Origin of the sequence: Flagellimonas eckloniae (genome assembly GCF_001413955.1) — a bacterium.
Classification (GTDB): Bacteria; Bacteroidota; Bacteroidia; order Flavobacteriales; family Flavobacteriaceae; genus Flagellimonas; species Flagellimonas eckloniae.
The window spans coordinates 1,108,466-1,124,955 of the sequence record NZ_LCTZ01000002.1; the positions used below are offsets into that span (position 1 = coordinate 1,108,466).

Consider the following 16,490-nt stretch of genomic DNA (forward strand, 5'->3'; position numbering starts at 1 on the left):
ATCAAGGCCAAATATACGTTTTAGTTAAGAATCCTTCTATTTTGACCCTAATACTTGTTTTAAATCCGACACTTGGTTTTCCCAAAGCATTTTTGCCTCATCCACCTCATCATCATCCGCAAAATCTGTTATGAACAGCGATACATCTTTGGTTATCTCATCAACAATTATACGCATTTCAAAAAAACTGTCATCATCATTTTCTTCCCAAGAAAACTTAACAAACTCATCACTTTTCTTTTTTAACAACTTGGCATTTTCTTCAGATCCATCCCATATAAAGGTGAACAATTCACTACGGGAATTTACATTGTCTGCGTACCATTCTGATAAACCAGAGGGAGTGGATATATATTGATAGAGCAGCTGCGGCGAGGCCTGTATTACAAACTCTATTTCAAATTTAGTTTTATCACTCATTCTTACACTTAATTTTGCCTTTCAATATTTAATATAGATTGGGAAGATATAAAAATAAATATCAAATAATAAATTAATTTGAATTTTGATTGAGCAAAAATTAAACTTTATATTTGCACCCGCTTAACGCAACCACGGCGAGGTAGCTCAGGTGGTTAGAGCGCAGGATTCATAACCCTGAGGTCGGGGGTTCAAGTCCCCCTCTCGCTACAAAAAAAGACCATCAATTGATGGTCTTTTTCCTTTTAAACACTTTAAGAATTGGTTTTAAGTCTAAATTTGTGGTATGAAAAATACCATTTCTGAACGGGTTGCAGATTTTCTAAAAAACTTCCCTCCTTTTAATATCTTGGAGGAAAATCAGTTACAAAAGCTTTCCTACGAAGTATCTATTATCTACAAAGAAAACAACAGTATAATTTTCACAGAAAATGAGGAACCTCATGAATACTTTTATGTTGTCCATAAAGGAGCCATAGCCCTTGCAAAAAAAGACACAACCAGTGTTCTGGATATATGTGACGAGGGAGATATTTTTGGTTTGCGACCCCTAATGGCAAAGGAGAATTACAAATTGGAAGCGAAAGCACATGAGGAAACCATATTATATGCTATCCCCATCAAGGAATTTAAGCCTATTGCCCTTGAAAATAAAAGGGTTGGAGATTTTTTGATAGAAAGCTTTGCATCTAACACCCGTAATCCATATTCTATAAAGCATAGTGGAAAGCTGTACGGTATTTCTAATCATACTGAAACTAATCCTGAAAATAAACTTCTAGATCTTCAACCAGTCCGTTATTCCACAAATTTGGTCACCTGTACGGAGAGTACTAAAATAAAGATGGTTGCCAACACCATGACCATCAATAATGTTGGGTGTATTCTGGTTGTAAAAGATGAACTTCCCGTTGGTATTATAACTGATAAAGATATCAGAAACAAAATTTTCACTGGTCTTGTTCCTATTAGTGGGACCGCAAAAGAAGTTATGACCTCCCCAGTCATAACATATCCGAGGGAGCTTACCATTACACAAGCCCAAATGGCCATGATGAAAAGCAACATAAGCCATTTATGCTTAACTGAGGATGGAACTCCTGAAACACCTGCAGTGGGGATACTGTCAAAGCATGATGTAATGGTCGCTATTGGTAATAATCCTGCAGTACTGATGAGGGCCATTAAAAGGTGTAGAAGCACCAAAAGGTTACGTTCCATAAGATATGGGGTAATGAATTTACTCAGGGGTTATTTAGATGAAAATATTCCTATCAGGTTAGTTTCAAAAATTATATCTGAACTGAATGATGCAGCAATCAAGCAAGTTATCAAAATTGTCATCAAAAATATGGATACAGAATCTCCTATTAGATTCGCTTGGTTGACCATGGGGAGTCAAGGAAGGGGTGAGCAATTGTTGAATACCGATCAGGACAACGCCATTATTTTTGAAGATGTCCCTAAAAACAAGCAAAAAGAGACCACTGATTACTTTTTGAAACTTGGATCAATGATAACCAAGGAATTAAATACTATAGGTTATGAGTATTGCCCTGCCGAAATGATGGCTTCCAATCCATTATGGTGCCATAGTCTTAGCGAATGGAAAGAGGTGACCACCCATTGGATCACTAATCCTGGGCCAGATGAAGTGCTTCTATCCTCTATCTTTTTTGATTACAATGTTACTTATGGAGATAAAAAGCTTACAGACGAGCTTTCTAAACACATTTTTGCCAGCGTAGAAAAGCATCCGTTGTTCTTAACACATTTAGCTGGTGGAGCTTTGCAGAATCCCTCACCTACGGGGTTCTTTAGAGATTTTTTGGTAGAACAAGATGGGGCGCACAAAGATTTTTTTGATCTCAAACTACGCGCATTAATGCCTCTGATAGATGCAGCAAGAGTATTGATTCTTTCCCATTCTGTAAAGTCCATTAACAATACTGCAGAGCGTTTTGAGAAACTGGCAGAGCTGGAGCCTCAAAACAAAGAATTTTATTTGGCGTGTTCCTATGCCAGTAAGGCGTTGTTAAAGTTTAGAACCATTCAAGGTTTGCTACACAATGACTCAGGTAGGTATATTGCTTTGGACAAACTGAACAAAGAAGAGAAAATAAAGCTCAAGAGAACCTTTAAGACTATTAAGGAAATTCAAGAATTATTGCAGGTACGGTTCCAAATCAAGAATATTTTAGGGTAATGAGACTTTTCCAAAAGAAAAAAAAGGATTTGCCAGCTTTCTGGATTGACTATAAGAATCAATTTAACAGTAAACTTCCTGTCAATATCAATGAAAATGAGTTTGTGGTTTTCGATACAGAAACCACAGGTTTTAGTTTTGATAAAGATAGAATCCTCAGCATTGGGGCTTTGAAACTCATCAACAAAAATATTCTGGTTAAAGAAAGTTTTGAAGTCTACATTTCTCAAACTCATTATAATGCTGATAGTGCTGAGATTCATGGTATTCTTAAAAAAGGAAAGAAAGAATGCATTACTGAAGTTGAAGCCTTGAAACGATTCTTATTATACATTAAAAATCATGTTTTAGTTGGGCATCATGTCATGTTTGATGTTGCTATGATTAACCAAGCTCTAAAAAGAAATGGTCTGCCCAAACTGAAGAATCAAACACTTGATACCGGATTACTTTACAAAAGAACATTACTTACTACTTCCGTATTACAAAAAAAGGAGCAGTACTCATTAGATGATTTAGCAGAAAAATTCAGTATTTCTAGAAAAGATAGGCATACAGCCTTAGGAGATACCTACATTACCGTAATAGCTTTCCTTGCCATTTTGAATAAACTTAAACCAAAAAACCTTGGTGACCTCATCAACAAACAAAAGCCACTAAAATTTGGACTTTGAGAATTATAGGCTCTCTTTAATAATTTCCTCTACCACTTCCGGATTCAACAAGGTTGAAGTATCTCCTAAATTACTTGTTTCCTTGGATGCTATTTTTCGTAAAATACGGCGCATGATTTTTCCACTTCTTGTCTTAGGAAGTCCGGGAACAAACTGAATTTTGTCCAATTTGGCAATTGGGCCAATATGCTCGGTAATCATTTGGTTGATTTCTTTCTTAAGATTATCACGATCTCGTGACTCACCTGTTTCTTTTAAAATCACATAACCATATAAAGCATTTCCTTTAATGTCATGCGGAAAACCAACAATAGCAGATTCTGCAACGGCAGGATGTTCATTGATAGCGTCCTCAATAGGTGCGGTACCCAAATTATGTCCCGATACAATGATAACATCGTCTACCCTACCCGTGATTCTGTAATAACCCACTTCATCACGTAGGGCGCCATCACCCGTGAAATATTTCCCCTCGAAAGCGGAGAAATAGGTGTCTTTATAGCGTTGGTGGTCACCCCAGATACTTCTGGCAATTGATGGCCATGGAAATTTAACACACAGTCTTCCATCAACTTGATTACCTAAAATTTCTTTACCATTTTCATCCATCAATGCGGGTTGAATCCCTGGCATTGGCAATGTTGCGTAGGTAGGTTTTGTTGGTGTGGAAAAAGGAATTGGAGAAATTAAAATTCCTCCTGTTTCCGTTTGCCACCATGTATCCACAATGGGGCATTTCTTCTCACCCACATGATCATTGTACCAATGCCACGCTTCCTCATTTATAGGTTCCCCAACAGTGCCTAGTACTTTTAGGCTGGATAAGTCATATTTGGTGACAAAATCCAAATTCTCTTTTGCCAAAGCCCTAATCGCTGTTGGTGCCGTATAAAATTGTGTTATTTTATGTTTTTGAACAATTTCCCAAAAACGTCCAAAATCGGGATAGGAAGGTACTCCTTCAAACATAACGGTGGTTGCCCCATTCGCAAGTGGCCCATACACAATATACGAATGCCCCGTAATCCAACCAATATCTGCGGTACACCAATACACATCATCCTCACGATATTGGAATACATTTTTAAACGTATAGGCTGTATAGACCATATAACCTGCAGTGGTATGAAGCATTCCTTTTGGACGTCCCGTCGATCCAGATGTATACAAAATAAATAACGGGTCTTCTGCTTCCATCACCTCGGGAGTATAATCGGCATAGGCACTTTCCAAGAGAGGTTGCAACCATTTATCCCGACCTTCTTTCATTTCGATTTCGGTATTGGTTCGCTTTGCGACCAAAACCGATTCTACAACAGGGCATTGTTCCAAAGCTTCATCAACTATCCCTTTTAAATCGATTACTTTCTTACCTCGATATGACCCATCCGAAGTCAATACCATTTTTGCTTCACAATCATTGATTCGAGTTGCCAAAGCAGTAGAAGAAAACCCTGCAAATACCACGGAATGGACAGCCCCAATTCGTGCGCACGCCAAAACCGAAATTGCCAACTCTGGAATCATTGGCAAATAAATGACAACTCTGTCGCCTTTTTGGATACCATTATCTTTTAAAACATTGGCAAACTTGCACACACGTTCATGCAGTTGTCTGTATGTAATATGTTCTGCCTCTTCATTTGGGTCATTGGGTTCAAAAAGAATGGCCGTTTTATCTCCACGAATGTGCAAATGTCTATCGATACAATTTTCAGTAATATTCAACTGTGCTCCATCAAACCATTTAATCTCAGGTTTTGAGAAATCCCAATCCAACACAGAGTCCCATTTTTTTCTCCAGACAAAGTGCTCCTCGGCTACTTCTTCCCAAAAATCCTCTGGATTCCGAACAGATTTTCGATATACTTGAAAGTACTCTTCTAAATGTTTGATATGGTAATTACTCATGAATGTATGCGATAAGGTTTAGAGCTTAAAAATAGCAAAAAAGGAAGTGTTTATTCTCTTTTACAGGATATATCAAAAGGAAAGGGTGAAATGTTATAATGAGTTGAGATAGTTGGCAACATTGGACCCAATCCGCTCATGAATATTGGAGATATCTGCTTTCTCGAACTTCTCTCCCATAATACTTTCATACAATTCAATATACCTTTCTGATACAGATTCAACATATGCATCACTCATTTCAGGAACAGTTTGCCCTTCCAAACCCTGAAATCCATTGGAGATTAACCATTGTCGAACAAATTCTTTGGAGAGTTGCTTCTGGGCTTCGCCATTACTCTGGCGCTCTTCATATCCATCAGCATAAAAATACCTTGATGAATCTGGAGTGTGTATTTCATCAATCAAAACGATTTCGCCATTCTTGGTTTTACCAAACTCGTATTTGGTATCCACTAAAATCAATCCCCGTTGGGCAGCAATTTCAGTGCCTCTTTGAAATAAAGCCTTGGTATACTTTTCCAAAACTTCATAATCAGTCTTGGTTACAATTCCTCTACTTAAGATTTCCTCTTTTGAAATATCTTCATCGTGCTCTCCTTTTTCAGCTTTGGTGGCAGGAGTTATAATAGGTGTTGGAAACTTATCGTTTTCTTTCATACCCTCTGGCATGGGTTCCCCGCACAAAATTCGATTCCCGACTTTGTACTCACGAGCAGCATGACCGGATAGATAGCCTCGAATTACCATTTCAACCTTAAAGGGTTCACAGGCCTCGCCTACCGCAACATTTGGGTCTGGAGTAGATAGTAACCAGTTGGGAACAATATCTTTGGTAGATTCCATCATTTTAGTCGCTATCTGATTCAGGATTTGGCCTTTAAAGGGTATTCCTTTGGGCATTACCACATCAAAAGCAGAAAGACGGTCTGTGGCTATCATTACCAAAACATCGTTCTCCAAGGTATAAACTTCCCTAACTTTTCCTTTGTAAATGGATTTTTGACCTGAAAAATGGAAATTAGTATCCATTAAAGTATTTGACATGCGCTGCTAATTATGGTGCTCAATATTTTTATAGGCGTCAATAACTTTTTTGACCAATTTATGACGAATAACATCTTTATCATCCAAATAAATCATACTGATTCCTTCTACATCCTTTAAAATTAGAAGCGCTTCTTTTAAACCAGAGGTTACTCGGCGGGGAAGATCAATTTGCCCCGGATCTCCCGTTAATAAAAACTTTGCGTTCTTGCCCATCCTAGTCAAAAACATTTTCATCTGGGCGTGTGTAGTATTTTGTGCTTCATCCAAAATAACAAAGGCATTGTCCAAAGTTCTACCGCGCATAAATGCCATGGGTGCAATTTGAATGGTTCCATCCTCAATATATTTATCCAAACGTTCTGGTGCAATCATATCACGAAGTGCATCATAAAGTGGTTGCATATAAGGATCTAGTTTTTCCTTTAAATCTCCCGGAAGAAAACCAAGGTTCTCTCCTGCTTCCACCGCAGGCCGGGTTAAAATAATTCGCCTAACTTGTTTTTCTTTCAAAGCTTTTACTGCCAAGGCAACACCGGTATAGGTCTTTCCCGTACCCGCTGGTCCTATGGCGAAAACCATATCATTTTTTTTGCAGGCATCAACAAGTCGTCTTTGGTTTGCAGTTTGGGCCTTTATCAATTTACCGCTAACACCGTGTACCAAAACATCTCCACTACTCTTAGATGAAGCATAGTCTTCTTTGCCGTTGCTGGTAAGTACCCGCTCAATCATATTCTCATCCAACTTATTGTATTTGGCAAAATGGGTCGTGAGCATATCAAAGCGTTTATCAAACTCTTCCAATAACTCCTGGTCTCCATAAGCCTTTATCTTGCTACCACGGGCAACAATCTTAAGTTTGGGGAAATACTTTTTAAGAAGTTCTATATTTTCATTCTGCTGCCCAAAAAAATCTTGGGGGCTAATCTCCGTAAGTTCTATGATTAATTCGTTCAAAAAATGTAGGGTGTTTTTGTGGTTATTTTTGAAGAAGTTTTATTCTTTCTTTTTTATTTAATTTTACCCCACAAACTTAACCAAAAATCAATTTGAGCAAGAAAAAACATATCAACAGTATTGCATGGCAATCATAACTTTAACTACTGATTTTGGATACAAAGACCACTTTGTAGGTGCCATAAAAGGAACTATTTTAAGTGATCTTCCTGAGGTCCATGTTGTTGATATTTCGCATGCCGTTAGTCCATTCAATATCCAAGAGTGTGCCTATATTTTAAAGAACGCGTACCGTACTTTTCCGACCGGAACGGTTCATATTATAGGTGTAGATTCTGAGCTATCAGCTGAAAACCAACACATTGCAGCACAAGTTGATGGGCACTATTTTGTAGGTGCAAACAATGGAGTTATCTCCTTGATAACTTCAGAAATAGCCCCAGAAAAAGTAATGGAAATCAATATTCCAAATCTAAATACAAGTTCTTTTCCTGTATTGGACGTCTTTGTGCAGGCAGCTTGTCATATTTCCCGTGGTGGAAAACTAGAGGTCATTGGAAAACCTTTTAACGACTTAAAGGAATTGCGGGAATTTGAACCCAGAATTACCAACAATGGTAAAAGCATAGTTGGCAATGTAATTTATATTGATAATTACGGAAATGTAATTACCAACATTCAAAAGAGCCTTTTTGAAGCCTATCGTAGTGGACGAGATTTTGAAATATCCGCTAGGACAAATACGATGAAGACCATTCATGATAGTTACAATGGAATCATCAATTATAATTTTGATAGATCACAGCGTAAAGGTCCTGGAGATGCATTGGCACTTTTCAATTCCGCAGGTTATGTTGAACTGGCCATATATAAAAGTGATTTAAACACCGTAGGGGGCGCTTCCACGCTATTGGGGCTAAACTATCGAGATACAGTTACCATAAATTTCCTATAAATGCTTATTAGAATTGTGAAACTCACTTTTAAACCCGAAAATATTCCTAGTTTTAAACATATTTTTGAAGCATCAAAATCGAGCATATTGGATTTTGAAGGTTGCAATCTTGTAGAGGGGTATCAAGACCTTAAAAATCCATGTGTGTTTTTTACGTATAGCTTTTGGGATAGCGAATCAGATTTGGAAAACTACAGGGCCTCAGATTTTTTCAAGGGTGTTTGGAGCAATACAAAAAAACTGTTTTCAGAAAAACCGGAAGCTTGGAGTGTTTCTAAAATAGAATCATCAAACAATATTTAATGTTCGCTATTTTTAAACGGGAAGTTCAATCCTTTTTTACATCACCGATCGGATATCTCATTGTTGGGTTATTTTTATTGCTCAACGGCCTATTTTTATGGGTTTTCAAAGGTGATTTCAATATTTTTGATTATGGTTTTGCTGATCTTGGAAATCTGTTTTTATTGGCCCCATGGATTTTTATTTTTTTAATTCCGGCTATTACCATGAAAAGCTTCTCTGAGGAAAGAAAAGTGGGGACTTTGGAATTATTGCTCATAAAACCAATATCTGTTTGGAAACTGGTCTTGGGGAAATTTTGGGGCGCAACCTTATTATGTGTAATTGCTGTTTTGCCAACTATAATTTATGTGTTTGCAATTTCCGATTTGGGGATTATACCAGGGAATTATGACTTGGGGGTTGTTTTGGGGTCTTATTTTGGTTTATTGTTTTTAATTGCTCTGTATACATCGATAGGTTTGTTTTCCTCAACAATCTCTGATAATCAAATTGTATCATTCATCATTGGAATATTGATTTGTTTTTTAATATTTAACGGCTTTGAAGCTGTCTCTTCCTTATTTTCCGGAGAATCACAACAGATTATCCAAAGCCTCGGAGCAAAATCACATTTTGAAAGCATCGCAAGGGGAATAGTAGATACAAGGGATTTGGTTTATTTTATTTCCTTGACAATATTCTTCCTATACCTGACATTTTTAAGATTAAAACAACTACCACAATAATGGGAAAGTTTTTAATATCAATTGCCAAAGCATTAGCAGCTGTAATAATTCTAAATATAATTGGTAATCTTTTATACGCACGATTTGATCTTACTGAAGATAAGCGTTTTACCTTATCCCAACCTGCAATAGATGCGGCCAAAAAATTTGACTCTCCTGTTATCATAGATGTTCTTTTGGAAGGAAACCTTCCCTCGGAGTTTTCAAAACTCAAAATTGAAACTGTTCAGTTGTTGGAAGAGTTTTCATCAGAGAACAAGAATATCAAATACAATTTGGTGAATCCGTTGGAAGATGAAAATCAAACACAACAAACCATAGCAGACTTGCAAGGAATTGGTCTTACTCCAGCAAATGTAACCGTTGAAGAAAATGGAAAAGTTTCACAAGAACTGGTTTTTCCATGGGCCATGGTCAATTACAAAAATCAGACTGTCAAAGTCTCATTGCTTAAAAACAAACTGGGGTCTTCCGCAGAAGATCGAATCAACAATTCTGTTCAACAATTGGAATATGTCTTTGCGGATGCCTTCACAAAGCTGAACATTACAGAAAAGAAAAGGGTTGCGGTTATAAAGGGTAACGGAGAATTGGATGATATTTTTCTTGCAGATTATTTGACAACGATTCGGGATTACTATAATATCGGGGCAATTACCCTAGATTCAGTTGAGACTAATGCGCAAGCAGTACTGGATCAATTAAAAGGTTTTGACATGGCCCTAATTGCCAAACCAACCGAAGCCTTTTCCGATGAAGAAAAATATGTGTTAGATCAATTTACAGTGCAGGGCGGAAAATCTATTTGGTTAATAGATCAGGTAGCCATGGAAGTTGACAGTATTTTTAAAGGTGGTGGAACTTCCTTGGCCCTTCCCAGGGATTTAAACCTAAAGGATTTTTTCTTTTCGTATGGAGTCAGGATTAATTCTGATCTGGTCAATGATCTGTACTTTACACAAATAGTATTGGCATCTGGCGAAGGGAATGATTCACAGTACAATCCTGTTCCATGGTACTATAATCCAATGGTATTTTCCAAAAACAACCACCCCATTAACACCAATATTGAAGCAGTCCGCTATCAATTTACAAGTACCTTGGATATTTTAGAAAATGAGTATAAAAAAACAGTGCTGTTGCAAAGTTCCCCATTATCAAAAACTGATGGGGTCCCTAGACAAATAGGGTTAAATATTTTGGATTCTCCTCCAGACAAGACATTATACACGAATGGAAATCAACCACTAGCGGTATTGGTCGAAGGAAAGTTCAGTTCTATGTTCAAAAATCGGGTGAAACCCATAAAACTGAACAATATAATTGAAGATGGGGGTGAAAATAAAATGATACTAATTTCAGATGGCGATGTAATAAAAAATCAGTTGAGCAATGGTAAACCTTTGGAATTGGGCTATGACAAATGGACCAATAGTTCCTACGGTAACAAGGAATTTTTGGTAAATTGTATGAATTACCTTTTGGATGATACGGGACTTATAAACATCAGAAATAAAAAAGTATCCATTCTTGTATTGGATGTAGAGAAAATTGCAGCGGAAAAAACAAAATGGCAACTTATAAACATAGGACTCCCTGTACTTTTAACTCTGGCACTAGGTGTTTTCTTTAGCTTCTACAGAAAGCGAAAGTTTGGAGCATAAGTGTTGATAAATTTGTTTCATTACTAGCGGGTTTTAAGATATATTTGTTTTTATCGATTTTATTAACCCATTCTTTGAATGGGCAACAATTCTAAAAGAATTTCTTTGATGAAGTTTATTGTATCCAGTACATATTTATTAAAACAATTACAAGTCTTGGGAGGTGTTATAAACAATAGCAACACGCTACCAATTCTGGATAATTTTCTATTTGATCTTAAACAAAATAAACTAACGGTCTCTGCTTCTGACTTGGAAACAACCATGAGTTCCGTTTTAGAGGTTGATTCAGATGCTGAAGGTACAATTGCAGTGCCAGCTAGGTTATTATTGGAAACTTTAAAGACTTTTCCCGAGCAACCTTTGACATTTGTTGTTGAGGACAATAATACTGTGGAAATCAGTTCCAACCATGGTAAATATGCCTTGGCCTATGCTGATGGTGCAGAATTTCCAAAGGCAGTGGAAGTATCAAATCCAAGCTCCACTACCCTACTTGGTGATATTTTGGCTACCGCAATCAACAAAACTATTTTTGCTGCTGGAAATGACGATTTACGCCCGGTGATGAGCGGTGTTTTCTTTCAGTTTTCAACCGAAAGCTTGACTTTTGTTGCAACTGATGCCCATAAACTGGTTAAGTACCAACGAAATGATGTTACCGCTTCAGAAGTGGCAGAATTCATTATGCCAAAAAAACCTTTGACATTGTTGAAAGGCATTCTATCTGGTTCTGAATCAGAAGTGACCATTGAATATAATGACAGTAATGCAAAATTTATTTTTGACCAGTCAGAATTGATTTGTAGGTTGATTGACGGAAAATATCCCAATTACGAAGCTGTTATTCCAAAAGAGAATCCAAATAGATTGTCCATTCCTAGAAACCAATTTTTAAGCTCTGTTCGTAGGGTTTCCATTTTTTCAAACAAGACAACCCATCAAATTAGATTGAAGATTGCTGGTGCCGAATTGAATATCTCTGCAGAAGATGTAGACTATAGCAATAAAGCCGAAGAAAGACTTTCATGTTCTTACCAAGGTGATGATATGCAGATAGGCTTTAACTCTAGGTTTTTGGTAGAAATGCTCAATAATTTAACTGCAGATGAAGTTTCGCTTGAGATGAGCTTACCAAATAGAGCAGGAATATTAACTCCTGTTGATGGACTGGACGAGGGCGAGCATGTTACCATGCTTGTAATGCCCGTTATGCTGAACAACTAACTTCCCAACCTAAATACTTGAAAGGCCGAGATAATTGTCTCGGCCTTTTGCTTTTTAAACAAAGGGTATGGTCAAAAAATTAGATGGGGATTCCCCATTTGCAGCCTTCACTGCATTTACAATAGGAAGGACAAAACCTAAAATGGCAACTCCAATTAAACCCAATATCCCTAGCCCCAACAGTAAAATTGTGGGAATACTTATTAGTATGTACAACAATAAACTTAGCTGTAAGTTTATTATCGCTTTTCCGTGTTCGTCCATGCCTTCTACCGTTCTTCTGGATGTCAGCCAGATGATAAGAGGCACAATAAAACCGCCAAAACCGGTTACATAATGTAATAATTGTGATAAATGTGTAACGGATAAAAGTGTATTATCCTTTCTGATTACTTTTTGATTTATGATTTCCATTTTTTGATTGATTAAAGATATTATACTATATCTGTATACATTTTAGAAGTAATGTTACAACATCAGCGGAATTTGTACTTTTGCCCCCATGTCGCACACAGATACAATAGTAGCATTGGCAACACCTTCAGGCACAGGAGCAATAGCTGTGATTCGAGTTTCCGGTCCTAAAGCAATAGACATTTCAGACACCTTATTTGAATCCATTAGAGGAAAAAAATTAAAGAATCAAAAGAGTCATACTATTCATCTAGGGCATATAGTTGAAAGCAAAAAGGTAATGGACAAAGCCTTGGTTTCAATCTTTAAAGGACCAAATTCATATACCGGGGAGGATATTGTCGAAGTCTCGTGTCATGGCTCCACATACATTCAACAACAGATTATTCAACTTTTTTTACGGAATGGTTGTCGAATGGCATCAGCAGGTGAATTTACCTTACGGGCATTCTTGAACGGAAAAATGGATCTAAGCCAAGCTGAAGCCGTTGCCGATTTAATTTCAAGTGATAGTGAAGCTGCACATGAAATTGCGATACAACAAATGAGAGGTGGTTTTAGTGATCAAATCCAGAAATTACGAGAGGAATTATTGAATTTTGCATCGCTCATAGAATTAGAGCTCGATTTCTCCCAAGAAGATGTTGAGTTTGCAGATAGAACCCAATTCAACGAATTATTGAACCGCATCAGTGAAGTCCTTAAAAAGCTCATAGATTCCTTTGCCTTGGGCAATGTGATAAAAAATGGTATTCCAGTGGCCATTGTTGGAGAACCCAATGTTGGGAAATCAACACTTTTAAATGCCTTGTTAAACGAAGAAAGGGCTATTGTAAGTGATATTGCAGGAACAACTCGCGATACAGTTGAAGATCAAATAAGCATAAACGGAATTAATTTCAGGTTTATTGATACAGCCGGGATTCGGGAAACAAAAGATGTTGTCGAAAAAATTGGCATTGAGCGAACCTTTGACAAAATTGAAAAAGCACGATTAGTTGTTTTTCTTTTTGATGCCTTGGATTTTGATAAAGCGGAGCTAGTCAAAATTAAACAGCGTTATCCTAACAAAGAATTGTTGCCCATCTGCAACAAAATGGATATGTTGAACGACTCTGAAATAGCCCAAATCAAAAATGAAATTCCAGAAACTATTTTTCTCTCTGCAAAACACAAAACTGGCATCCCAGATTTGGAGAGAAAACTACTTTCATTGGTAGATTCTGGAGCTTTGAGCGGTGATGAAACCATAATTACAAATAGTCGACATTATGATGCCTTGCGCAAAGCATTGGAAGAAATACAAAAAGTAAAAGAAGGTATGCAAATGGAATTATCCGGCGACCTCATGGCCATAGATATTAGACAAGCCTTGCATCATTTAGGGGAAATTACTGGAAGTGTATCTACGGATGATCTGTTGGGCAATATTTTTTCAAATTTCTGTATCGGGAAATAGCTTTTTCATTGACCTCATCTAATTAAAACTTTTGAAAGAGATTTTCGATGTCTTATTTACAAATAAAGGTAGTTAAAGTGCTATTAATCTTGTCAAATAAAACGCTTGGAAAACTATCTTTACAGGTCAAAAGTAGTTGATGACCTCATACAAAGTTCGTTTTTCAAAAAAAGTAGTGCCCTTAATTTTCTTTATCTTTTTTTGTGTTATTGAATCCTTTGGTCAATATGATAGAAATATTGATTCCTCACAAACAACGTGGCAGCTGTTTAAATATGATATAGGGAATGTCTTTGGAAGTATTGGACATTCCTACACCAGACCTTTCCATTGGAAAGGCAAACAATGGGGAACATTTGGAGCTGTTACCGCTGGTACTGGTTTGCTCTACCTTTTTGACGAGCAGATATCTGAGTTTTCAATAAACCAAAAACAAGGAGTTCCCCCTTTTATCCGTAATTACGGTACAAGGATTGGAAAACCTCAGTATAATTATATGCTTACCGGCGGCGTATATTTATCTGGTTTATTAGTAAAAAATGAAAAATTGAGACGTACCGGTGTCTTATTATTGGCTTCGGCTTCCTCAGCAGGATTTTTGCAGCAAGTTACAAAGTCTTTAATTGGACGGGCACGTCCAGTTAGTGATAAAGGCAAAGATACCTTCGACCCATTCAACTCAGATAGGAATTTTCATTCTTTCCCTTCTGGACACGCCATTCTTGCATTTACCAATGCCTATGCTATAGGAAAGCAATTTAAGAATCCTTGGGTAAAAACAGGGATTTATATTGTGGGGCTTGTTCCCGGAATATCCAGATTGTGGGAAGGACAGCACTGGTTTACCGATGTTGCCCTTGGCGTAGCAATAAGTATTTTCATTGTAGAATCCATAGATAAGTACCTTGATAGAAAATATGACCAAAAATATAATAGTCAAGATAAAAGGGTAAGTTGGAATATACACTTTGGACCAGGCCAAGTAGGCTTTTCTGCTCGCTTTTAATTATATTCATTTTCAAAAGTTTACATAGTATTTGGCCATTGCCAAGGTCACAAGTACTTATAAAAGATGCTAGAAGAACTGATAAAAATCGATAAAGAACTCTTTCTCTACTTAAATGGGCTGGGAACACCTTTATGGGATGGCTTTTGGATGTATCTATCGCGTACACTAAGTTTCATTACTATCCCTATCTATCTTGGTGTACTTTTTTACACCTATCGAATTTTTGGTCTAAAAAAGACTTTGCTTGTGCTGCTGCTGATATCTCTTTTGATTACCTGTACTGAACAGCTTTCTACTCTTTTTAAACATGAAATTGCCAGATTACGACCTTGCTATGATGATGAAATTAAAAATACAATAAGACTGGTAAAGGAATATTGTGGAGGTAAGTTCTGCTATTTTTCTGCTCATGCGGCAAACTCATCGGCATTTGCTATTTTCTTTGGTATTCTTTTTATAAAAAGGAATAGACTTTTGTTTTTTTTGTTAGTGGCATGGGTATTGCTGGTAAGCTACAGCCGTATCTATATTGGCGTTCATTTTCCACTAGATGTATTAACAGGAATCGTTTTTGGTGTTTTTTTTGGATGGTTTTTTGCAGCTATGTTTTTTGCACTCAAGATTCGCATATGACTGTTTTTTAGTGTTATATAGATTACTCTCTGAATACATCATCATTTAGTTTGAAGTATTTAAAATTTAGTGTAAGAAAAATAATGCTTATAAAAATTCTTATAGCATATCTTTGTCTCTATCAAATAAGAAGTATGTTCAGTTTTTTTCAAAAAAAAATCTTCTTGATTGATCATCTTTATGGATTGGTTGATATGCATAACCATATTCTACCAGGTATCGATGATGGGGCAAAAACTGTTGAAGATTCTATCAATCTTATAAAAGGGTTTTCAGAATTTGGAGTGACCAATTTTGTGTGTACACCACATATTATGCACAATTACTACCCAAATACCCCGGAAACAATTCAAAATTCATTTAATCTCCTAGAAAAAGAGCTTCAACAGCAGGGCATTGATAATGTTTCCATCAGGGCGGCTGCCGAGCATATGATAGACGATAATTTTGAGGAAATTTTGGAGACCAATAATATAATGCCAATAAAAGGGAAGTATGTGTTGGTGGAAACACCCTTTTTAGCTCCACCTCTAAATTTGGAAAGATGTTTGGAAAAAGTTAAATCAAAAGGTTTTTTCCCAATTCTTGCCCATCCAGAACGATATCTCTTTTTGCATAATAAATTAGAAAAGTACTTCCACTACAAAAACCAAAATACCAAGCTTCAAATGAACCTCATGTCATTATGCGAATTCTATGGAAGCAAAATAGCTGATGTCTCTTTTAAACTCTTAAGGAAAGGGACCATAGACTACATTGCTTCCGATATCCATAACTCTAAACAACTGGTATCATTAAAGGAGTTTAAGGTTTCAAGAAAGAATTTGGATTATCTCATGCCCATTGTTGAAAGAACAATAGATACATTCTACTGATATTC

Annotated in this window: 16 protein-coding genes and 1 tRNA gene; 12 read left to right on the forward strand and 5 right to left on the reverse strand. The window is 36.8% G+C overall.

The features are described from left to right. Positions 1-36: 36 nt before the first annotated feature. A complete protein-coding gene (locus AAY42_RS04900; protein WP_055392944.1) occupies positions 37-420 on the reverse strand; it encodes an START-like domain-containing protein in 384 nt (127 codons plus the stop codon). Between the two features lie 136 nt (positions 421-556). Between AAY42_RS04900 and AAY42_RS04905 the strand changes: the two genes are divergently transcribed. The 3 genes from AAY42_RS04905 to AAY42_RS04915 all read left to right on the forward strand — a co-directional run bounded on the left by AAY42_RS04905 (position 557) and on the right by AAY42_RS04915 (position 3,300). Then, positions 557-630, forward strand: a tRNA-Met gene (locus AAY42_RS04905). 76 nt (positions 631-706) lie between these two features. Next, positions 707-2,626 (forward strand): DUF294 nucleotidyltransferase-like domain-containing protein, encoded by a 1,920-nt coding sequence (locus tag AAY42_RS04910; RefSeq protein ID WP_055392945.1) that lies wholly within the window; start codon positions 707-709, stop codon positions 2,624-2,626. Then, complete coding sequence (locus AAY42_RS04915; protein ID WP_055392947.1) at positions 2,626-3,300, forward strand: 3'-5' exonuclease; 675 nt, start codon at positions 2,626-2,628, stop codon at positions 3,298-3,300. The genes AAY42_RS04910 and AAY42_RS04915 overlap by 1 nt, the downstream gene beginning before the upstream one ends. Positions 3,301-3,303: 3 nt before the next feature. Here the strand turns inward: AAY42_RS04915 and acs are convergent, their stop codons facing one another. The 3 genes from acs to AAY42_RS04930 all read right to left on the reverse strand — a co-directional run bounded on the left by acs (position 3,304) and on the right by AAY42_RS04930 (position 7,218). Next, positions 3,304-5,211 (reverse strand): acetate--CoA ligase, encoded by a 1,908-nt coding sequence (acs, locus tag AAY42_RS04920; RefSeq protein WP_055392949.1) that lies wholly within the window; start codon positions 5,209-5,211, stop codon positions 3,304-3,306. Between the two features lie 93 nt (positions 5,212-5,304). Continuing rightward, entirely contained in the window at positions 5,305-6,258 is a 954-nt protein-coding gene (locus AAY42_RS04925) for a phosphoribosylaminoimidazolesuccinocarboxamide synthase (RefSeq protein WP_055392951.1), read from the reverse strand. Between the two features lie 6 nt (positions 6,259-6,264). Beyond that, a complete protein-coding gene (locus AAY42_RS04930) occupies positions 6,265-7,218 on the reverse strand; it encodes a PhoH family protein (RefSeq protein ID WP_055392952.1) in 954 nt (317 codons plus the stop codon). 124 nt (positions 7,219-7,342) lie between these two features. Here AAY42_RS04930 and AAY42_RS04935 point away from each other — a divergent pair, with 124 nt between their 5' ends. The 5 genes from AAY42_RS04935 (at position 7,343) to dnaN (ending at position 12,095) form a co-directional block, all read left to right on the forward strand. Further along, on the forward strand, positions 7,343-8,173 hold the full coding sequence (locus AAY42_RS04935) for an SAM hydrolase/SAM-dependent halogenase family protein (protein WP_055392955.1): 831 nt from the start codon (positions 7,343-7,345) through the stop codon (positions 8,171-8,173). Then, positions 8,174-8,476: a putative quinol monooxygenase gene (locus AAY42_RS04940; protein WP_055392956.1), complete on the forward strand. Its 303-nt coding sequence runs from the start codon at positions 8,174-8,176 to the stop codon at positions 8,474-8,476. After that, positions 8,476-9,204, forward strand: coding sequence for a gliding motility-associated ABC transporter permease subunit GldF (gene gldF / locus AAY42_RS04945; protein ID WP_055392958.1), 729 nt, complete (start codon positions 8,476-8,478; stop codon positions 9,202-9,204). Before AAY42_RS04940 ends, gldF begins: the two co-directional genes overlap by 1 nt. After that, positions 9,204-10,868: a gliding motility-associated ABC transporter substrate-binding protein GldG gene (gene gldG / locus AAY42_RS04950; protein ID WP_055392960.1), complete on the forward strand. Its 1,665-nt coding sequence runs from the start codon at positions 9,204-9,206 to the stop codon at positions 10,866-10,868. Before gldF ends, gldG begins: the two co-directional genes overlap by 1 nt. A 108-nt stretch (positions 10,869-10,976) precedes the next feature. Then, positions 10,977-12,095, forward strand: coding sequence for a DNA polymerase III subunit beta (gene dnaN / locus AAY42_RS04955; RefSeq protein WP_055397727.1), 1,119 nt, complete (start codon positions 10,977-10,979; stop codon positions 12,093-12,095). 54 nt (positions 12,096-12,149) lie between these two features. On the opposite strand, the gene AAY42_RS04960 is transcribed toward dnaN, so the two are convergent. After that, positions 12,150-12,509: a DUF4870 domain-containing protein gene (locus AAY42_RS04960; protein ID WP_055392962.1), complete on the reverse strand. Its 360-nt coding sequence runs from the start codon at positions 12,507-12,509 to the stop codon at positions 12,150-12,152. Positions 12,510-12,597: 88 nt separating this feature from the next. Here AAY42_RS04960 and mnmE point away from each other — a divergent pair, with 88 nt between their 5' ends. The 4 genes from mnmE to AAY42_RS04980 all read left to right on the forward strand — a co-directional run bounded on the left by mnmE (position 12,598) and on the right by AAY42_RS04980 (position 16,485). Beyond that, positions 12,598-13,968, forward strand: coding sequence for a tRNA uridine-5-carboxymethylaminomethyl(34) synthesis GTPase MnmE (mnmE, locus tag AAY42_RS04965; protein ID WP_055392964.1), 1,371 nt, complete (start codon positions 12,598-12,600; stop codon positions 13,966-13,968). Between the two features lie 139 nt (positions 13,969-14,107). Next, entirely contained in the window at positions 14,108-14,974 is an 867-nt protein-coding gene (locus AAY42_RS04970; protein WP_055392966.1) for a phosphatase PAP2 family protein, read from the forward strand. A 66-nt stretch (positions 14,975-15,040) separates the two neighbouring features. Further along, the gene (locus AAY42_RS04975; RefSeq protein WP_055392968.1) at positions 15,041-15,610 is read left to right on the forward strand and encodes a phosphatase PAP2 family protein; all 570 of its coding nucleotides are present in this window, start codon (positions 15,041-15,043) and stop codon (positions 15,608-15,610) included. A gap of 164 nt (positions 15,611-15,774) precedes the next feature. Continuing rightward, positions 15,775-16,485: a tyrosine-protein phosphatase gene (locus AAY42_RS04980; protein WP_245625592.1), complete on the forward strand. Its 711-nt coding sequence runs from the start codon at positions 15,775-15,777 to the stop codon at positions 16,483-16,485. Positions 16,486-16,490 lie beyond the last annotated feature (5 nt).